The organism is Vibrio splendidus (assembly GCF_001557875.1).
Lineage (GTDB): Bacteria > Pseudomonadota > Gammaproteobacteria > Enterobacterales > Vibrionaceae > Vibrio > Vibrio splendidus_F.
Genome location: NZ_LNRF01000011.1, coordinates 107,297 through 125,857, shown reverse-complemented (window position 1 = coordinate 125,857; position 18,561 = coordinate 107,297). Strand labels below are relative to the sequence as shown.

Here is an 18,561-nt window from a genome sequence, read left to right as displayed (position 1 = left end):
ATCTTGCCTCCTTTAGTATGCGTATTCTTCAAGGAGGCACTTCATGCAACGTATTATTCTTATCGGATTAGCCACTCTTCTCACAGCTTGTGCTAGCCAACCTTCAAAAGACACTTCTCAAACAGTGGCTCAAGCGGAATCCGTTTCCACATTCTATGACTACCAGTTCGCTTCTCCACAAGGTAAAGCACTTGATCTCAATGCTTTACCCAAGCAACTGATTGATGCTGATGTGATTCTTATTGGGGAATGGCACACTCACTCTGCTATTCACCGCTTCCAAACCGATTTCTTAAAAGCGCGCCGCAATTCAACATCAAACATTACACTTTCAATGGAACAGTTCACTCGAGAGCACCAAACCACACTCGACCAATACTTAAACGGTGAAATTGGTGAACAAATTCTCATGTCTCAAGCGGCGGCGTGGCCAAATTACGAAAGTGATTACCGTGCGTTAGTTGAGTTCGCAAAAGCTAACGACGTCGATGTTCTTGCAGCAAATGCACCAAAGCCATTTGTGCAGTGTATTGGCCGTAAAGGATTGCCTTACCTAGACCAATTATCGACCGAGCAACGCCTATGGATTGCTGCAGAAGTGGATACTGGCGATAGCCCATACAAAGAAAAGTTCATGGCTTCTATGCATCATGGTACGCCAGAGCAAACAGAAAAGCAGTTTGCCGCTCAGATCACCTGGGACGAAACCATGGCAGAGTCGATTGTGAATTACCTAGCATCAAACCCAGGTAAACAAGTGATTCATGTAGCAGGTAAATTCCACACAGAGGGAGGATTAGGAACGGCGGCATCGATTCTACGTCGTAACCCTGATTTGAAAATTGCCATCATCAGCCCAGTTAAAGAGATCTCATCGGATAGCAGTGATTATCAACTTGAAGTGCTTTCGCCACCGGCTCGCTTTGTAAAAAAAGAGAATCAAATGAAAGCATACCAACACCTATCAAAACGTAGCGCTAGCCTAGAGTGTGACTAAACCATCCTTTTAACCTAAAGAGTCGATGGGCTAATCCTAGATAATTGGTCCATCGTCACAACTTGCTCACGTTCCCATCATTCATCCTAACTCTATCTAAAATTAAACATTCTTATCGGCACAAGACTTGCTTAGTAAATAGGCGATTTAACAAAGCAGATGAAAATATAATGTGCGAATAAAAAACATCACTATCGATGATTAATTGCACAAGTTTTTCACACCTCTGCCGATACTATATTTAAGGATAAGTAAGGAGAGCGATATGACGCCAGTAGGAACGAGTAATACTCAGCTGTATTCACCTTCGCAAATGAACACACAAACCAAGAGTGCAGAAGCTGAAAAGCCCGCCCCTCTTAAGGTTGAGCAAAATACCGTTAAGCTCTCTGATGAGGGTAAAGCCTTATTATCTGCTCTTAAAGAAATAGATAAAGAAGCCAAGAAAATCGAAGCTGAAAACGCGACCGTTACCGATAAGGTTGAGTCATTTGCTCATGGCGCTTTAGGTATGGATCACCCAGATAAGATTGAAGAAGAGGACGATGGTTCTTATTCAGCTGGGCAATACTTATCCGCAGCGGCAACCGTTGGTGGCATTCTACTTGCCTTAATCTAACTTTCCCCTCTGTTACTGCACCTTCCTCTCTGCATTAAAGCGATTTGTCGTCACGACAACAGACCCGATTAGGTCTAAAAAACGAGTTCATTCCATAATTCCGCTCTCATTTTAATGGAATAATACTCGTGAAAAACACTTTTGAGCTTATTGATAAGCCTACCTTCTTTGGTGCGATTGCACTCCTACTCACGATAGTTTTCCCGCTCATTTTGTTCCCAGCTCAGGGCGCAGACTGGATTGCGGTTGCGAAAACATTCATGACGGATCAACTAGGATTTCTATATCTTGCGCTAGGTCTCGCTGCCTGTGCATTTATGGTTTACGTTGTGTTCAGTGATATGGGACAAATTAAACTGGGCGAAGCTGATGAAGAGCCTGAATTCAAAACAGCATCATGGGCTGCAATGCTATTTTGTGGCGGTATCGGTGCAAGTATTTTGTACTGGGGCTGTATTGAGTGGGCTTACTACTACCAATCACCGCCTTTCCAACTAGAACCAGGCAGCGAAGAAGCGGTTCGTTGGGCTGCAACTTATGGTTTGTTCCACTGGGGACCAATCGCGTGGTCTATCTACCTGATCCCTGCGATTCCTATCGCTTACTTCTTCTATGTACGTAAACAGCCAGTTCTAAAGATCTCTAGTGCGTTAATGCCTGTTCTTGGTGAACACCGCAGTAAAGGCGTACCTGGAAAAATCGTCGATATCCTTTTCATTTTCGGTCTATTAGGCGGCGCTGCAACAACGCTAGGTTTAGCTGCACCTCTAATCACTGAAGGTCTGAATCACCTATTTGGTCTACCTAAAAATAACCTAACGCAAGTGATGGTGCTTTTAGTGTGTACTGCGATTTTTGCTTACTCATCTTATGCTGGATTGGAAAAAGGCATCAAGATCCTAAGTAACATCAACTTCTGGGGTGCGATGGGCCTACTGGCTTTCGTTCTGATTGCAGGTCCAACAATCTTCATGTTAGAAACGGGGTTAGACTCAATTGGTCGTCTACTGTCTAACTTCTTCGTGATGGCAACGTGGGCTGAACCATTTGGTGGCTACGGTACATTCGAAAACACTCACTTCCCACAAGACTGGACGATTTTCTACTGGGCATGGTGGCTAGTATTTGCACCGAGTATGGGTCTGTTTGTTGCGCGTATCTCTCGCGGCAGAACCATCAAACAAATGGTGTCAGGTTCTATCTTCTTCGGTTCTCTAGGTTGTTTCTTATTCTTCATGATTCTAGGTAACTACGGCTTATCACTGCAGCTTTCTGGTGAGCTAGATGTGGTTGCTATTTTGAATGCAGAAGGCGCAACTAAGGCTATCTTCTCGATGCTAGCGCAGTTGCCAATGAGTACTCTAGTTATCGCAGTATTCACTTTGCTTTGTATCATCTTTACAGCAACAACCTTTGACTCTATCTCATACATTCTTGCGTCTGTGGTTCAAAACAATGTGACCGAAGAGCCAATGCGTTGGAACCGTATGTTCTGGGCATTTACTCTATCGTTCTTACCAACGATTCTGATGTTCTTGGGCGGTCTAAGCACTCTACAAACAGCGGCGATTGTTGGTGGCTTACCGCTGCTGGCTATCTCTGTAATGTTGATGATTTCAGCGGTTCGTGCGACTAACCTCGACCTACGTCATCAAGATGCGTACATCGAGCCAACGATCAACATCGAAGAACTGCCAGACATGGACCCTTGGTCTGCTGAAGGTATGGCACTGGCTCAATTTGAGAAAGAAAAAGATGCTGCGCAAGAAGCTGCAGAACTTGAGCGTGTTGCTTACACAGAACTTGCCGCAGTGAAGAAAGAAATTCGCGCTTATGTGTTAGAGCAAGGTTCACAAATGGAAACTCACGAGTTACCAGAGAACCTACAACAAGCACTTGAGCAGGCCGAGAGTAATCTTAGTGCCGCACAAGCGAAAAAGATCGAGTTATCTGAGCAAGCTCAGAATGCTCGTATCACGTTCAACCAGGTGGTTGCAGACTTACCGCTTGCTTGACATTAGCCATGACACAGTCCATTGATTTGGACCCTCCTAAATACGACAAAGGCTCACAGAAATGTGAGCCTTTTTTTATTCGGGTAATTGACTAGTAATCGTCAACTAGCGATTCGGGTGGTTCAAAATGTGATCTTCCCAATCGACAACATCGATTTCGTATACCACTTTGTTACGAACGCTTTCACCAGCAGCATGCATCTCTGATTTAGAGCCCGTAATCAATGGGTGCCATTCAGGAATCGGCTTAGATTCGGATAAAAGGCGATAAGCACAAGTGTCTGGTAGCCAATGGAATTCATGAATCTTGTCACGAGTCAGCTTCAAACACTCTTCACCTGATGTGAAGCGGTTCGGGTAATCTTTACACGAACATGTTTTGTCGTTCAGCCAGCTACACGCCACATTGGTGTAGTAAACTTCATCGCTATCTTCATCCATAAGCTTATGTAGGCAACACTTACCACAACCGTCACACAGAGATTCCCACTCATTCTCGGTCATCTGTTCTAGTGTCTTTTCTTGCCAAAATGGATTCGTCATAGGATTACTTCTTACTCTTTTACTGGGGTGCGTGTTATACCGCTAGCCCATAAAAAGTTCAAGGATAATAATTGTTCATTCTTTGATTCAATCAACAGCTGTCACTCTCATCATTTTTTGCTACTATCGCGCACCCTGTTATTTAGTGAGTTTGATTTGATGGAATGTCGCCTAGGTTGTGGAGCATGCTGTGTCGCTCCAAGTATTACATCTGCTATTCCTGGAATGCCGAATGGTAAGCCTGCTGGCGTGCGTTGCATTCAATTAAATGAGCAAAACCTCTGTAAGCTATTTGGTCTGTCTTCACGCCCTAAGGTGTGCCACCAATTTAAAGCTTGTCCTGTCATCTGTGGAAAAACAGATCAAGAAGCACTTGATAACCTTATTGAGCTCGAAGCAATAACCTAAGAATACTTTTCTTTTTATATATGCCCAAGATTTCACAACTTTGATAAATTTAAACTATCTTATTGATACTGGTAAAGATTAATAAGGATAGTTATGAATAAGTATATCGCAGAAATGTTCGGTACATTTTGGTTGGTGTTAGGTGGTTGTGGTAGTGCAGTCTTGGCCGCCGCTTTCCCCGATGTGGGAATTGGTCTACTCGGAGTTTCCCTCGCCTTTGGTTTAACCGTACTCACCATGGCCTTTGCTATTGGGCATATATCAGGTTGTCACCTCAACCCAGCTGTCACCATAGGTCTATGGAGTGGTGGTCGCTTTGATGGCAAAGATGTTGCACCTTATATTATTGCCCAAGTGATTGGCGGTATTATCGCGGGTGGCGTGCTATTTGTTATAGCTTCCGGCCAAGCAGGTTTTGATGCTGTCTCATCAGGCTTTGCTTCAAATGGTTATGGTGAACATTCTCCTGGTGGTTATTCACTTACCGCTGCATTGGTCTGTGAGGTCGTCATGACCATGGTGTTCCTGTTCGTGATCATGGGCGCAACCGACTCTAAAGCACCAGCGGGGTTCGCACCTATCGCTATCGGTCTTTGTTTGACCCTAATTCACCTTATCAGTATCCCTGTAACCAACACCTCAGTGAATCCCGCTCGAAGTACTGGCGTAGCTGTGTTTGTCGGTGATTGGGCTGTATCGCAATTATGGCTATTCTGGGTTGCACCGATTGTTGGTGCTGTGATTGGCGCGATGATATACAAAGCAGTGAGGGGATCAGATTAAGTTCTCTAACTCAACGAAAGCCCACATTAAATAAACACAAAGCCGCTAAATTAGCGGCTTTGTGTTTTATGTCGTTTAGTTACTTATAAAGCTCTATCTGTATCTTCCTATCATATCTGTCGCCTCTAGCTTGATAACTTTTGGTTAACAAGACTATTCCATTGATTCATTAGCCGCAGGGGTCAGGGCTACGCATAATGCACCCAATTCCCTATACCGATGGACATAACAATGAAAAAAACATTACTTGTACTAGCAATCTCTTCTGTAACGGCAACAACAGTTTTCGCTAGTGAATCAGCACCAACTCCTGAATTAATGCCAGAACCAATTAAAACCGAGTTTTTTGTAGGTGGTGGTTTAGGCTACCACTCTGCTAAAGCTCAAATCTCTGGACCTGGCTTTAAAGAAAGTAAAACAGCCAAAGGCGCTGCTTTTCATATTCGTGGCGGTGCTTACATTCAAGAAAACCATCGTATTACTGGTACGATTAACTTTACTGGTGACAATGAACTAATTGACTACGAATTTGCAGAAGGCGATGTTACTACTCTAGATCTACGTCAAACTGAATTCCTGATCTCGTACGATTACGTTCACGCATTGAACAATGACTTCTCAGTTTTCGGTGGTGCATCAACAGGCTTTGTCACAAACAAAGCAACATTAGATAACACTATATATGGCGAAGACAAAGGCAGCGAAACAGACTTCGTTTTCGGCCTTCAAGCAGGTGTTCAATACAAGATCATGAAAAACGTTTCTGCTGATTTCCAATACCGCCATATGTTCGAATCTTATTCTGAAGGCAACTTCATTGAACTCTCTGTGCCAAACAACAGCGAATTTACCGTATCTGTCGACTACCGATTCTAACTGGAGTAGTAATAATCAGTTGAAGTGAATATAGGGAAGATATTCAAACTGCCTTGATAAAGAAAAAGCCGCTTAGTGATGATTCACCAAGCGGCTTTTTTAGATCTTATGACGACCGAGTAAGGAGTGCGAAAGCGTGGTGCCATCCACCAGCTCTAGCTCACCACCAACGGGAACACCATGGGCGATACGGCTAGCGTTCACTTCATGGGCATTACATAGCTCAGCAATGTAATGCGCTGTCGCTTCCCCTTCAACTGTTGGGTTAGTCGCTAGGATTACTTCAGAGATATCACCACGACGCAGGCGGTAGTCCAAAACATCGAGACCGATGTCACTTGGACCAATACCATCCAGTGGTGAAAGGTGACCCATCAATACAAAGTAACGACCTGAATATTGGCCTGTCGCTTCTATTGCTGCAATGTCTGCAGGGCTCTCTACTACACAGATTTGACCATTTTCCTGACGTTTAGGATTGGTACAAATGTGGCAAGTATCTTCTTCAGTAAAAGTACGGCACTCATTACAGTGACCAATTTCGGTCATTGCTTGGCTAAGAGCTTCAGCCAATTGTAGGCCGCCTTTTCTATCGCGCTGTAACAAATGAAAGGCCATACGCTGCGCCGACTTGGGGCCAACCCCAGGTAGACAACGTAAGGCCTCCATCAAATGCTCCAGCATGTGACTGGTACGCATAGTTAACCGTTCTAATTTCCAAGTGACAACCTATTCAACATAAGCCGCCACTTGAATTAACCTTTAAGAATAAGTTACTTAGAAAGGCATCTTCATACCTGGTGGAAGTTGCATTCCACCAGTTACGCTAGCCATTTTCTCTTTTTGAGTTTCTTCAACGCGACGAGCCGCATCGTTGAAAGCAGCAGCGATAAGATCTTCAAGCATCTCTTTATCGTCTTCCATTAGGCTTTCATCGATATCAACACGGCGAACGCTGTGGCTACCAGTGATCGTTACTTTTACAAGGCCAGCACCTGACTCACCTGTAACTTCCATATTTGCGATTTCTTCTTGAAGCTTTTGCATGCGCTCTTGCATTTGCTGGGCTTGCTTCATCATGTTGCCCATACCGCCTTTACCAAACATGTTAATACTCTCTGGTCTAATTGGTTTATTAAAATTAATTAAGCTATACGTGCTTAAATGGGGGTTAAGCCAGTGCGATTCAACCCCTCGATGTTCAGTTCTCAGATTTGCTTATCTGGGATGATATGCAAGTCACTAAACGAGAAAATGTTCTAGATAGGACGAACGCTGTCTCTGTCGAGTTCTGCAGCAAAACGTCTTTCGATAAACTGTACGTTGGCATCGTTTTCTAAAGCGGTAAACGCGTCTTTCAACTTACCTTGATACAATCTTTCTCGCAGTTCTAGCGGCGTTTCTCCACCATCACCGATTTCAACACTCAAATGACACTCTTCTCCAAGCACAGTATTGAGAGACTGCAATAGCTCGCTCTGCGCTCGATCCGTATTCAAGTGAGCTTGGCTCGCTCTTAACGTTAAAGTGATTGATGTGTCGTTTTTAGCAAACACTGAGTTTAATGCTAACTGTTCAACAAGCTTGGCTGTCTCTAGCTTTTGAATCGTGGCGGACCATTCATCTTGAGCAATCGACTCTTGAAGCAATTTATCGACCATTTCTGGTGTCTTAATATGCTCTAACGCACGCTTGATCTGAGTAGGTGTAAGCTCTTTACTCACCTCTTTCACTACAGGTTTAGACGGTTTCCAGCGATAAGGTTCATTATCATTGGTCACATTTTCTGTCGAAGAGGCTGATAAAGAAGCTGGCGACACCCGCTCAGAACCACCGTGTTGCTGAGCAACTCGATCAAGAACTGATGTTTTAGCTGGTGTCGCTTTAGCCTTTTTTGGCGCCGAGCCTTTGTTTTCTGTTGTCGCGCTGCCTCTGCGTTGAGAACGTAATTGGTGGCGTAAACCACTCACAGGCGAAGTTGCACGCACTGGCTGCTCTTGCGAAACAGGAGGAGCAGACGGTGCAGCGCTTGGCTGTTGAACCGGACTCTGGCTCTGATAATTCGTTTGTTGCTGCTGAGGCTGCTCTGCACCGTAGCTTGGACGCTCATCATAAGCAGGTGGTGCATCATACTGGCTATGCGGGTAATCCTGTTCTGGATAACCTTGGTTGCCTGCGTGATCAGCGTAACCTTGCGAGTCTGAATACTGTGCTGGATTCTGCTGCGGAGCCTGTTGCACGGGTTGCTGCTGCATAGCTTGCTGTTGAGGCGCCTGTTGTTGCATCTGAGGCTGTCTCGGAACTGCCATTGGCGCAGGTTGACTCACTGACTGAGCAACGCTCTGAGCTTGATCTGCTGGCGCTGGGCTTGTCGACTGAGTCGAGATTGCCGTTGCAACCGCTTGTTCAGCAGGTCTAAATGCCAACATACGCAGAACCACCATCTCAATACCAACGCGAGCGGTTGGCGACAATGGTAAGTCTTCACGACCTTTCAACACGATCTGGTAGTAGAGTTGAATGTCTTGTGGGCTAAGCGCTTTGCTCAGTAGTTCAAGCTTCTCTGCGTCAGGCTGTGCCTTATCTAATGTAGATGGCAAAGCTTGGAACATCGCAAGACGATGAAGTTGGGCCGCAAGCTGATTCAGCAAACCATCCCACTCTACGCCATTCTCAGCAAGACTTTGAATACACGCCATTGCTTGTTGCGGCTGCTTACTGCTAATCGCTTCAAGTAAATGGATAGCTTGATCTGTATCCAATGTACCAAGCATGTGCGCAACCGTATCAGTCACGACATTGCCGTTACCTAATGCGATAGCTTGGTCAGTAAGACTTAGCGCATCACGCATACTGCCATCAGCAGCATGAGCAATCATGCCAAGCGCACGAGATTCAGACGTCACATTTTCTTGTTCAAGAATATGATCGAGCTGCTCATGAATATTATCAACGCTGATCGGCTTAAGGTGGAACTGCAAACAACGCGACAAGATAGTCACTGGAAGCTTCTGTGGATCCGTTGTTGCGAGCAAGAATTTCACATACTCAGGCGGCTCTTCTAAGGTCTTTAGAAGCGCATTAAAGCTGTGCCTAGAAAGCATGTGTACTTCATCGATTAGGTAAACCTTGAAGCGACCACGTGCAGGCTTGTACTGAACATTGTCCAGAAGCTCGCGGGTATCTTCTACCTTGGTACGTGAGGCCGCATCAATCTCAAGTAGGTCAACAAAGCGACCTTCATCGATCTCTTTACAGGTTGCACATTCACCACAAGGAGTTGAGGTAATGCCTGTTTCACAGTTGAGTCCCTTAGCAAACAAACGGCCGATGGTTGTTTTACCAACACCTCGTGTACCACTGAACAGGTATGCATGGTGCAATCTATTCTGGCTAAGGGCATTCTCTAATGCTGTTAAAACATGGGCTTGACCAACCACTTCTTTAAATTTGGTTGGTCGCCATTTTCGCGCTAACGCAAGATAGCTCATGAATAATTCCGAAAAGGATTAGTGACCGTCGAATTCGCAGATGCTAAACACTTCTAGACCTAAGCCTTGTAAGCGCTTGTCACCACCGATTTCTGGAAGGTTAATAACAAATGCGGCGTGCTCTACCACACCACCAAGCTGACGAATCAACTTTGTTGTTGCTTCAATCGTACCGCCCGTTGCTAGTAAATCATCCACCATAAGCACTTTATCGCCTTCAACGATAGCATCGGTATGGATTTCTAGTGTATCAGTGCCGTACTCAAGCTCATAAGATTGTGCCACAGTTTGACGAGGCAGCTTGCCCGGCTTACGAACAGGAATGAAGCCAACACCTAACTCAAGTGCAAGAGGCGCACCAAATAGGAAACCACGAGCTTCAGTACCAACGATCTTAGTAAAGCCCATGTCCTTGTATGTTTCCGTTAGCAGGTCGATAGTCGCTTTGTAAGCTACTGGATCTTCCATCAAGCTTGTTACGTCACGGAACAAAATACCCGCTTTAGGGTAATCAGGAATGCTTTTGATGCTTGCTTTGATCAGAGAGATTTTTTCTGTGTTCATAATCTTATGCACTTCATTAGGCCGCTTTCCAAACTCTCGTTAACGAATCAAACATCAACGTTCGGAATTAAGGAAAGGTACGATTGGTATTCATTGCAACGAGAGTCATAACTCTGGTTGCTGAAATAATAAACGCCCGCTATACAAGCAGGCACACTGGCTTAATGGTAGTGATTTTCTTTGCTGTCAGCAACCAACTCATGAGTTGGAAGTCGCATAAACCATGTGAGAAGAATAACAAGTACGCAAATTAGGAAAACCTTGACCCAAATGATAGGGGCAAAGTAGATGGATAACGCAAAACTCAACAAGATAAAGAGTACGCCGCGCGTTTTAACTTGTTTGGTGACCGCACCGTATTGATGCCAATTGTTCAACAAAGGACCCAGCGTTTTATGCTCGTGCATCCACTTGTGAACTTTCGGATTGCTTCGCATGAAGCATGCGCTGGCAAGAAGGAGAAAAGGAGTGGTTGGCAGAACGGGCAAAACTATCCCTAGAACTGCGAGAAATATACAAAGGCCACCAGCAATATTGAGGCTTAAAACTCGAACGCTAATTGTGGCCTCCTTGAGTTAGCTATCGTTAATCAGCGACGACAGCTTAACTAGAATGTTGCGTAACCATTGAATACACGGATCAACGTAAGCGTTGCAGGTAGTAATGGAATCATTAAAAATGCGGCTAAAAATCCTAAAAAGTAGAATACATTAAACGGGTCTTGAAAGTCTTTGTTATCTGCCATGATTGCTTCTTGTTTTTGTTAGTAAAGGTGATTATCCGGCGAACCAAACCCGCTTTGCTAAATCGACATTTAACAAAAAAGGCATAGCCACACCATTTGCGCAACTATACCTTAATCAATTATTCACAAAAACCGAGGAAATATAGGGTTAATCAGTAGACCCTTGGTGTATGTCTAAGCTAAAACTTGCCGATCCAAGTAGACTCAACGAAAGTTGGCAGCCCTGTTCGATCGGTAGATCCCTTGTAATAAAGTTCTTCTTACAGTTCTCGCCCAAGCGCTCACCTGCTGCAATATGTTGATTCAATTCACCATTTGACCATTGCCCATCTAAACCCGCAGGTAAAATAGAAATGGTTCCCTCTGCGAGATCAGCAACACCAAACAGTGCATTCACTGGGGTTGAACATTTAGAGCAACGAATCCCCTTCTCTAAGATCTCAGCAATATCTTTGAGATCAACATTAAAATCTTTTCTGTTTCTTATGTAATCGTGGAACAGCGCTCTCACCAACAGTGTTGTCGCGGAGCCACCATTATCAGAAGACGATGAATCGACGAGGTAAAAAGCAAACTGCCCGTTCATCATCCACGCATAATCAAACACAAGTGGCATCATCTCTGTTGACTGCAGTAAACGGTAACTGCAACGCCATGAGCCTTGTTGCGTATCTTTCTCTGGAAGCAGCGCATGCAGTAAGTCTTTTGCTGCGCTTGGATTTTCTTGAAGGTAATTCAGATGCCAATGCAGTTCTTGGTCTTCAGGGATCTCTCCCCCGTCATCCACACAGAACCATTGGCTCGAAAAATCTCGTTGGTCTGAAATGTTGTCGAATGAATCTGTCAATGTATTCGCAATCGCACTTCCTAGGTGACCGTGATCCTCTAACGGTTTCGCTAGAAAGTCTTTAATGCCAAATCGTAATGCTTTCGCCACATCAGACATATCATCAGTGCCAGACACCACGATCATAGGCAGTGACGGGTACTCTAAACTGAGCTCTTCCACAAGCTCGATGCCATCAAGTATCGGCATTGATAAGTCACACACAATTAAATCTGGCGCTGAGTCTCTAAGCTTTTGCAGAGCGTCCAGTCCATTTTCAGCCTCAACCACTTTATAACCGACCTTGTCTAGGTACGCGCTGGTTATACGGCGAAAAATAGGATCATCATCAACCAACATCACGCATTTCTGGTTAATTACTTCCTGAGCCGAGGTCATTACTGGCTGACTGTGAGTTTTGTACATAATCTATAACCTCACAAAACTAAGTCGAATTATTATTGTTATCTGTTCTAAGAACTAATATAAAACTTAGTAATAAAATGCTAAATACACAAATTTGCACTCTTTACTGGTAATTCGTGACGAGGGTTGGAATACTTGTAAATAGTGCAACGAGTTGACGTAACGCAAACATTGATCTCACTGTTACGTATAAATTAGATGAGATTGTAAACAAATGTGTCTGGATTTATGAAATTAGATGATTTAAACCTCTTTCGACTCGTCGTTGAAAATGGGAGCTACACCGCAACATCGCGTAAGACTATGATTCCGGTTGCGACCATCACACGACGCATCCAAGCCTTAGAAGATTCTTTGAATCTTAGGCTTCTCAATAGACACGCGCGTAAACTTTCTTTAACAGAGGCCGGCGAACGTTTCTTTAATGAATGCTCTCCACTATTGCAACGTCTCTCTTCTACTGCAGAAGAGCTGACTGACGTGTGCAAAGGAGCTTCCGGTAAGATTCGTATTACGGCCCCCTCCAACCTGACTAAGCGCATGATGATGCCAATGTTCAGCGATTTCATGACTCAATACCCTGATATCAATATTGAGCTGATGATGAACAACCAAGCGGATCAGTTGGATCCAACTGAATGGGACGTGATTTTCCGTGTTGGCCCACAGCGTGATTCAAGCCTAATTGCCCGAAAAATCAGTGAAGTAAAAGATATTCTTATCGCGAGCCCTGAGTACTTAGCAAAGAACCCAGCTCCAAGCCATGCTGAAGAACTTGCGAACCATTCGCTACTCAAAGGCTACCCGCTGATTAAGTGGCAACTGAGTAATTCGAATGAAGAGACGGTGGTAAATAGCGAAAAAGGCCGTTTCAACGCCAATGCGCTTAATGTGGTGAGGCAAGCGTGCTCTGAAGGCCTAGGTATCACCCTAATGCCTGACGTGATGATTCGTGAATACATTGAAGATGGCAGCTTAGTGCAAGTCTTAGAAGACTGGAGCGCTAACCCTCGTGATATTTACATGCTTTATAACCACAAAGACCATCTACCAGAGAAAGTTAGATTGTTTATTGATTTTGTGATCGCATACCACATTCATTAAGGTCAATCCCCTTCTCCACAAACAAAAAAACCAGAGCCATGCTCTGGTTTTTTATTTTCTGTATCGCTAGCACTAACGAATCATTGCTAACGAAACGCTAATTAAGCGCCTTCGTTGTGTAACTCTAAGTTAGCAAGATCTTGTTGAATCTCGCGCTGAACCTTTGAGTCGTCATTACGCAAAGAGTCTAGGAAATCTAGATACGCTTGGTCGATATCGCCCGTTACATACTCACCGTTGAATACTGATGTATCGAAGCGTGCGATGTCTTGATTGCCCATGCCTACTGCAGAAATCAAATCTGGTAGTGTTTGGAAAATCAGAGCATCTGCGCCAATCTGCTTACAAATCGTTTCGTTATCACGACCATGAGCAATCAGCTCTGTCGCGCTCGGCATATCAATGCCGTAAACGTTAGGGAAGCGAACCTCTGGAGCTGCTGATACCATGAAGACCTTGTTTGCGCCAGAATCACGAGCCATCTCAATGATTTGCTCTGATGTTGTACCACGAACGATAGAATCGTCAACCAGAAGAACGTTCTTACCTTTAAACTCAGAGCGGATTGCGTTGAGCTTACGGCGAACCGACTTCTTACGTTGTTGCTGACCAGGCATAATGAACGTGCGGCCAACATAGCGGTTTTTCACGAAACCTTGACGGTATGGCTTATTGATCGCTTGAGCAATTCGTAGCGCAATATCATTCGATGTTTCAGGGATTGGGATAACCACATCAATATCTAAGTCTGCATACTCTTCTTTAATACGCTTACCAAGCATCTCACCCATCTCAACGCGTGCGCTGTAAACCGAAATTTTGTCGATGAATGAATCTGGGCGTGCAAAGTATACAAACTCAAAGATACATGGGTTTAGTTGTGGGTTGTCTGCGCATTGCTTAGTGAAAAGCTCACCGTCGAACGTTGCGTAGATAGCTTCACCTGGTGCTACGTCACGCATGAAGTCAAAACCAACAGCATCCAGTGCTACCGATTCAGACGCTACCATGTACTCTGTTTTACCTTGAACTTCACGCTTACCAAGGCACAGTGGACGAATACCGTGTGGGTCACGGAATGCGATCATACCGTGGCCGATGATCATCGCAGTTACGGCGTAAGCACCACGAATTGTACGGTGCACATTTGCAACAGCGCGGAAAACGTCATCTGAAGTCACGTTACCTTTAACGGTATCGATCTCATGAGCTAACACGTTCAGTAGAACTTCAGAGTCAGAGGTTGTGTTTACATGACGACGGTCTTTTTCGAACAACTTTTCACGAACTTCGTTTGCGTTCGTCAAGTTACCGTTGTGTGCCAACGTAATGCCAAAAGGAGAGTTTACGTAGAAAGGCTGAGCTTCAGACGCACTTGAACTACCCGCTGTAGGATAACGAACATGGCCAATACCAACTTCACCTTGTAGGCGCTGCATGTGTTTTGCTTCAAAAACATCTTTTACTAAACCGTTCGCCTTACGCAGACGGAAACGATTGCTTTCTATGGTACAAATACCAGCGGCATCTTGGCCACGATGCTGCAATACCGTTAAAGCGTCATAAATAGACTGGTTTACAGGTGTTGAACCCACGATTCCAACAATACCACACATGTCCTAATCCTCGATTTTTCGACATTAACTGGCGCTAGAGCGCGCCAGATAAGAAACTAGATGTTGCTTGTAAATGCTCGAAGAACGGCGCAATGATTCGACTAAATTCCGGAACCAATTGCGAATTCTTCCACCACTCAGAACTTGGGAATGCAGTAAACGCATCCATGAAAAACAACACTGCAGAAACAATCAAAACACCACGTAAGCCACCAAAGACGACACCGAGGATTCTGTCTGTACCTGACAGGCCTGTTTTCTGAACTAGCTGACCGATGACATAGTTAACTAAGGCACCCACAACTAACGTTGCAACAAACAATGCTGCTATCGCAGTTCCGTTTCGAAACATCTCATCTTCGATATTGGTGAAGTACATCGCTAATTTAGCGTAGTACTGGCTAGCAATAAAAAATGCTCCAAACCAAATTACGAGTGACAAGGCTTCTTTAGCGAAACCACGAACTAAACTGATCACGGCAGAGAAGCCGATCACGCCTAAAATGACAAAATCTAACCAATTCATGAATTCTTCATCTTAAGTTGGCGCGCATTTTAACAGAAAAAATGCTGACGCAAACGTTTTCTTATGGATTTAACGGTTTAAATTTGAGCAATTGGCCTTTTGAACCCGTAATTTTTTCTAATTCCTTAATTTGTCGCTCAAGTTTGGATTTAGAGACATCCGGGCCAATAATTACTCGCGTAAAAGTTTTTTCTTGCTTGGTGTGAGCCTGATAACCGCGCTTTTGCAGATCCTTAACAACGTTTTTTGCGTTGTCAGCATTCTTCAAAGCCATCAATTGAATAATCCAAGCACTGTCTTGGTATTCATTTTTTTCCGGTACTGGCTTAACCACAACTGCCACTTTGTCTGCTTCTTTATTATTGGAAGAAGACGCGGTTTGCGTGTTTGAATTGTCAGTACGACCACTTTCAACCACTTGCTCAACAGGAGAATCCGGTAGCGCTATCTGATCTTCAACGGGATCGAGTACTTCAAACACTTCAACATTACTATCAAGCTCAGGCTTAATCGGAATGCTTGCAAACTCTTCTTTATAGTGGAGCTTCTTACCATCTAGCACATCGGGCAATACGATCACGCCAATGGCCACTAAAATGATGGTGCCGACTAATCGGCTTTGGAATTTACTTGCCATTTAGTTTCCTTTTTTCTGCCAATGCTCCAACACTTCACCCACGGTATGGAAAGAACCGACAACCAACACAACATCGTCACCTTTAGCAGCTGCTAAAGCCACTTCAAACGCTGCGACAGGGTTTGAATGCTGCTCTACGCCGTCAGGTAGGCTTTGACACAATTCAGCGGCTGTCGCTGCGCGTGGCCCTTGCAATGAAGCTGGATACCAATGAGTTGCGATTGGTGCTAAAACTTCCAATGTCGCTGGGATATCTTTGTCATGAAGCATGGCGACTACAACGTGTAAATTTTTACCTGCATACTTCTTCGTAACTTGCTGCGCAAAATATTCAGCAGAATGAGGGTTGTGCGCCACATCAAGCACAATCACGGGTTGTTCGCTAATTTGCTGCATACGCCCTGGAAGCTGCGCATTCTTCATGCCGTTAACAACGTTCACGTCACTAATACTAAGCTCTGATGTGCCCAATGCCATCAACGCTGTTGCAGCGTTAGGTAACGGCAGGCTTGGAATAGGTAGCGATTCCAGTTGAAATGCGCCACTGCGCCAGTTCCACGTATCACCGTCAACATCATAGGTGTATTGGATACCAACTTGGTAGAACTCAGCCTTAATGTCATCAGCGTGTGCCGCAACCGTTGCCGGTGGTTTAGGTTGACCACAAATAGCTGGTTTACCGCTACGATAAATGCCCGCTTTCTCAAAACCAATTACATTGATGTCATCACCAAGCCAGTCAACATGGTCGACAGCCAAACTAGTAATCACAGAAACATCATGCTCAACGATATTGGTCGCGTCTAAACGTCCGCCTAAACCAACTTCTAGCAGCACAACATCAACCGCTTCAGTTTGAAACGCACGTAACGCCGCTAAAGTGCCATATTCAAAAAAGCTCAGGCTAATTTCGCCACGCTCTTTCTCAATGAAATCGAAAGACTGAACCATCTTTTCATCAGATAGATCTTGGCCGTTGATACGAACACGTTCGTTATAGCGAATTAAGTGGGGGGAGCTGTAGACACCAACTGAGTAACCAGCGTCCAATAGAATCGCTTCCATCAGTGCACATGTAGAGCCTTTGCCATTGGTTCCGGCAACAGTAATAACATGTTGAGCAGGTTTGGTAAGGTTTGCCTTAGAGGCGACGGCCTGAACTCGGTCTAATCCAAGATCAATAGCGGTTGTGTGGATGTTTGATAAATAATCAAGCCACATCTCCAAAGAGGATGTGGCTTGAGGAATAGGTTGTTGACTCATCTAACTCATAACCATAATTAAGTTGGTTTGTTAGAAGGTACTTTACCCTTTTTCTGGCGCTTCTGGTACTTCATAAGTAGCTTCATTCGGTGAATCGTTCACAGAAACTACTAATGGTGAAGGCTGGTTGGTCATTTTAGCAACAAGGCTTGCAACGCGCTGACGCATCTCACGACGATCAACGATCATGTCGATAGCACCGTGGTCTAGTAGGAACTCACTGCGTTGGAAACCTTCAGGAAGGTCTTCACGTACCGTTTGTTCGATTACACGACGTCCAGCAAAACCAATCAGTGCTTTTGGCTCACCAATGTTGATATCGCCAAGCATTGCCAAACTTGCAGAAACACCACCCATTGTTGGATCAGTCATTACTGAAACAAACGGTAGGCCTTTCGCAGATAAGCGTTCTAGAGCCGCACTGGTTTTCGCCATTTGCATTAGAGACATCAATGCCTCTTGCATACGAGCACCACCACTTGCAGAGAAACAAACTAAACCACAGTTGTTCTCGATAGCAGCATCTACCGCTTTCACGAAACGAGCACCAACAACAGAACCCATTGAGCCGCCCATGAATGAGAATTCAAAAGCACACGCTACGATAGGTAAACCCAGTAGTTCGCCTTTCATTGCAACTAATGCGTCTGTTTCACCACTGTTCTTTTGAGCAGCAGAGATACGTTCTTTGTAACGCTTAGAGTCTTTAAACTTCAGCTTGTCTTGTGGCTCAAGATCAGCACCTAGTTCAACACGCTCACCTTTGTCTAGGAATGTATCCAGACGACGACGTGCTTTCATGCGCATGTGATGGTCACATTTTGGACATACTTCTAGGTTACGCTCTAGTTCAGCATGATACAGAACCTGCTCACAAGAAGTACATTTAGTCCAAACACCCTCAGGGATAGACGCTTTACGAGATGTTACGATGTTGCTTTTTTCTAAAATCTTTTCAAGCCAACTCATGGAAGACCTTTTTGTTTCGATTCTTCCGCTTGATTGCGAAAGAAATAAATTTGGGAATTATGCGTGGGAATTAAAGCACATAAAACAGCGACTGTAGATAAAAAACTGGTTGTACCTATTTTCTGGGACTATCTTACGCACTAAACCGTAATA

At 44.5% G+C, this 18,561-nt stretch carries 20 protein-coding genes; 7 read left to right on the top strand and 13 right to left on the bottom strand.

What is annotated here, in order from left to right; all coding sequences use genetic code 11:
* Positions 1-43 precede the first annotated feature (43 nt).
* From ATB74_RS20300 to ATB74_RS20290, 3 genes are all read left to right on the top strand, one after another.
* Positions 44-997, top strand: a complete 954-nt coding sequence (locus tag ATB74_RS20300) for a ChaN family lipoprotein (protein ID WP_060982257.1) — start codon at positions 44-46, stop codon at positions 995-997.
* A gap of 265 nt (positions 998-1,262) precedes the next feature.
* Positions 1,263-1,616 (top strand): hypothetical protein, encoded by a 354-nt coding sequence (locus ATB74_RS20295; protein WP_060982256.1) that lies wholly within the window; start codon positions 1,263-1,265, stop codon positions 1,614-1,616.
* Positions 1,617-1,744: 128 nt separating this feature from the next.
* Positions 1,745-3,631, top strand: coding sequence for a BCCT family transporter (locus ATB74_RS20290; RefSeq protein WP_060982255.1), 1,887 nt, complete (start codon positions 1,745-1,747; stop codon positions 3,629-3,631).
* Between the two features lie 105 nt (positions 3,632-3,736).
* Here the strand turns inward: ATB74_RS20290 and ATB74_RS20285 are convergent, their stop codons facing one another.
* Positions 3,737-4,174 carry a YcgN family cysteine cluster protein gene (locus ATB74_RS20285; protein WP_017067609.1) on the bottom strand — a complete coding sequence of 146 codons (438 nt, stop codon included), beginning with the start codon at positions 4,172-4,174 and terminating at the stop codon, positions 3,737-3,739.
* 159 nt (positions 4,175-4,333) lie between these two features.
* Between ATB74_RS20285 and ATB74_RS20280 the strand changes: the two genes are divergently transcribed.
* The 3 genes from ATB74_RS20280 to ATB74_RS20270 all read left to right on the top strand — a co-directional run bounded on the left by ATB74_RS20280 (position 4,334) and on the right by ATB74_RS20270 (position 6,241).
* Positions 4,334-4,582: a YkgJ family cysteine cluster protein gene (locus ATB74_RS20280; protein WP_010436940.1), complete on the top strand. Its 249-nt coding sequence runs from the start codon at positions 4,334-4,336 to the stop codon at positions 4,580-4,582.
* Positions 4,583-4,675: 93 nt separating this feature from the next.
* Positions 4,676-5,365, top strand: coding sequence for an aquaporin Z (aqpZ, locus tag ATB74_RS20275; RefSeq protein ID WP_060982254.1), 690 nt, complete (start codon positions 4,676-4,678; stop codon positions 5,363-5,365).
* Positions 5,366-5,596: 231 nt separating this feature from the next.
* The gene (locus ATB74_RS20270) at positions 5,597-6,241 is read left to right on the top strand and encodes a porin family protein (protein ID WP_060982253.1); all 645 of its coding nucleotides are present in this window, start codon (positions 5,597-5,599) and stop codon (positions 6,239-6,241) included.
* Positions 6,242-6,340: 99 nt separating this feature from the next.
* On the opposite strand, the gene recR is transcribed toward ATB74_RS20270, so the two are convergent.
* From recR to ATB74_RS20240, 7 genes are all read right to left on the bottom strand, one after another.
* Positions 6,341-6,940 carry a recombination mediator RecR gene (recR, locus tag ATB74_RS20265; protein WP_019823189.1) on the bottom strand — a complete coding sequence of 200 codons (600 nt, stop codon included), beginning with the start codon at positions 6,938-6,940 and terminating at the stop codon, positions 6,341-6,343.
* A 78-nt stretch (positions 6,941-7,018) separates the two neighbouring features.
* On the bottom strand, positions 7,019-7,348 hold the full coding sequence (locus ATB74_RS20260) for a YbaB/EbfC family nucleoid-associated protein (RefSeq protein WP_017062338.1): 330 nt from the start codon (positions 7,346-7,348) through the stop codon (positions 7,019-7,021).
* A 152-nt stretch (positions 7,349-7,500) separates the two neighbouring features.
* The gene (gene dnaX, locus ATB74_RS20255; RefSeq protein ID WP_061019552.1) at positions 7,501-9,732 is read right to left on the bottom strand and encodes a DNA polymerase III subunit gamma/tau; all 2,232 of its coding nucleotides are present in this window, start codon (positions 9,730-9,732) and stop codon (positions 7,501-7,503) included.
* A gap of 18 nt (positions 9,733-9,750) precedes the next feature.
* Positions 9,751-10,296, bottom strand: coding sequence for an adenine phosphoribosyltransferase (apt, locus tag ATB74_RS20250; RefSeq protein ID WP_060982251.1), 546 nt, complete (start codon positions 10,294-10,296; stop codon positions 9,751-9,753).
* A 161-nt stretch (positions 10,297-10,457) separates the two neighbouring features.
* Entirely contained in the window at positions 10,458-10,829 is a 372-nt protein-coding gene (locus tag ATB74_RS20245; RefSeq protein WP_060982250.1) for a YbaN family protein, read from the bottom strand.
* 74 nt (positions 10,830-10,903) lie between these two features.
* Positions 10,904-11,041 (bottom strand): hypothetical protein, encoded by a 138-nt coding sequence (locus tag ATB74_RS24320; RefSeq protein WP_017067606.1) that lies wholly within the window; start codon positions 11,039-11,041, stop codon positions 10,904-10,906.
* A gap of 148 nt (positions 11,042-11,189) precedes the next feature.
* Positions 11,190-12,293 carry a response regulator gene (locus ATB74_RS20240; RefSeq protein ID WP_060982249.1) on the bottom strand — a complete coding sequence of 368 codons (1,104 nt, stop codon included), beginning with the start codon at positions 12,291-12,293 and terminating at the stop codon, positions 11,190-11,192.
* A 228-nt stretch (positions 12,294-12,521) separates the two neighbouring features.
* Between ATB74_RS20240 and ATB74_RS20235 the strand changes: the two genes are divergently transcribed.
* The gene (locus tag ATB74_RS20235) at positions 12,522-13,397 is read left to right on the top strand and encodes a LysR family transcriptional regulator (protein ID WP_060982248.1); all 876 of its coding nucleotides are present in this window, start codon (positions 12,522-12,524) and stop codon (positions 13,395-13,397) included.
* A gap of 101 nt (positions 13,398-13,498) precedes the next feature.
* Here the strand turns inward: ATB74_RS20235 and purF are convergent, their stop codons facing one another.
* The 5 genes from purF to accD form a co-directional block, all read right to left on the bottom strand.
* Positions 13,499-15,013 (bottom strand): amidophosphoribosyltransferase, encoded by a 1,515-nt coding sequence (gene purF / locus ATB74_RS20230; RefSeq protein ID WP_060982247.1) that lies wholly within the window; start codon positions 15,011-15,013, stop codon positions 13,499-13,501.
* Between the two features lie 34 nt (positions 15,014-15,047).
* Entirely contained in the window at positions 15,048-15,539 is a 492-nt protein-coding gene (locus ATB74_RS20225) for a CvpA family protein (RefSeq protein ID WP_009848678.1), read from the bottom strand.
* 61 nt (positions 15,540-15,600) lie between these two features.
* Positions 15,601-16,176 carry an SPOR domain-containing protein gene (locus tag ATB74_RS20220; protein WP_052878957.1) on the bottom strand — a complete coding sequence of 192 codons (576 nt, stop codon included), beginning with the start codon at positions 16,174-16,176 and terminating at the stop codon, positions 15,601-15,603.
* Positions 16,177-17,439, bottom strand: a complete 1,263-nt coding sequence (gene folC, locus ATB74_RS20215) for a bifunctional tetrahydrofolate synthase/dihydrofolate synthase (RefSeq protein WP_060982246.1) — start codon at positions 17,437-17,439, stop codon at positions 16,177-16,179.
* A gap of 42 nt (positions 17,440-17,481) precedes the next feature.
* Entirely contained in the window at positions 17,482-18,408 is a 927-nt protein-coding gene (gene accD, locus ATB74_RS20210; RefSeq protein WP_017062348.1) for an acetyl-CoA carboxylase, carboxyltransferase subunit beta, read from the bottom strand.
* Between the last annotated feature and the right edge of the window lie 153 nt (positions 18,409-18,561).

What these genes read in the sequence shown, in the direction of transcription:
- ATB74_RS20300 (WP_060982257.1), top strand. Translation starts at nt 44, where the DNA reads ATGCAACGTATTATTCTTATCGGATTAGCCACTCTTCTCACAGCTTGT.
- ATB74_RS20295 (WP_060982256.1), top strand. Translation starts at nt 1,263, where the DNA reads ATGACGCCAGTAGGAACGAGTAATACTCAGCTGTATTCACCTTCGCAA.
- ATB74_RS20285 (WP_017067609.1), bottom strand. Translation starts at nt 4,174, where the DNA reads ATGACGAATCCATTTTGGCAAGAAAAGACACTAGAACAGATGACCGAG.
- ATB74_RS20280 (WP_010436940.1), top strand. Translation starts at nt 4,334, where the DNA reads ATGGAATGTCGCCTAGGTTGTGGAGCATGCTGTGTCGCTCCAAGTATT.
- aqpZ (WP_060982254.1), top strand. Translation starts at nt 4,676, where the DNA reads ATGAATAAGTATATCGCAGAAATGTTCGGTACATTTTGGTTGGTGTTA.
- ATB74_RS20270 (WP_060982253.1), top strand. Translation starts at nt 5,597, where the DNA reads ATGAAAAAAACATTACTTGTACTAGCAATCTCTTCTGTAACGGCAACA.
- recR (WP_019823189.1), bottom strand. Translation starts at nt 6,940, where the DNA reads ATGCGTACCAGTCACATGCTGGAGCATTTGATGGAGGCCTTACGTTGT.
- ATB74_RS20260 (WP_017062338.1), bottom strand. Translation starts at nt 7,348, where the DNA reads ATGTTTGGTAAAGGCGGTATGGGCAACATGATGAAGCAAGCCCAGCAA.
- dnaX (WP_061019552.1), bottom strand. Translation starts at nt 9,732, where the DNA reads ATGAGCTATCTTGCGTTAGCGCGAAAATGGCGACCAACCAAATTTAAA.
- apt (WP_060982251.1), bottom strand. Translation starts at nt 10,296, where the DNA reads ATGAACACAGAAAAAATCTCTCTGATCAAAGCAAGCATCAAAAGCATT.
- ATB74_RS24320 (WP_017067606.1), bottom strand. Translation starts at nt 11,041, where the DNA reads ATGGCAGATAACAAAGACTTTCAAGACCCGTTTAATGTATTCTACTTT.
- ATB74_RS20240 (WP_060982249.1), bottom strand. Translation starts at nt 12,293, where the DNA reads ATGTACAAAACTCACAGTCAGCCAGTAATGACCTCGGCTCAGGAAGTA.
- ATB74_RS20235 (WP_060982248.1), top strand. Translation starts at nt 12,522, where the DNA reads ATGAAATTAGATGATTTAAACCTCTTTCGACTCGTCGTTGAAAATGGG.
- purF (WP_060982247.1), bottom strand. Translation starts at nt 15,013, where the DNA reads ATGTGTGGTATTGTTGGAATCGTGGGTTCAACACCTGTAAACCAGTCT.
- ATB74_RS20225 (WP_009848678.1), bottom strand. Translation starts at nt 15,539, where the DNA reads ATGAATTGGTTAGATTTTGTCATTTTAGGCGTGATCGGCTTCTCTGCC.
- ATB74_RS20220 (WP_052878957.1), bottom strand. Translation starts at nt 16,176, where the DNA reads ATGGCAAGTAAATTCCAAAGCCGATTAGTCGGCACCATCATTTTAGTG.
- folC (WP_060982246.1), bottom strand. Translation starts at nt 17,439, where the DNA reads ATGAGTCAACAACCTATTCCTCAAGCCACATCCTCTTTGGAGATGTGG.
- accD (WP_017062348.1), bottom strand. Translation starts at nt 18,408, where the DNA reads ATGAGTTGGCTTGAAAAGATTTTAGAAAAAAGCAACATCGTAACATCT.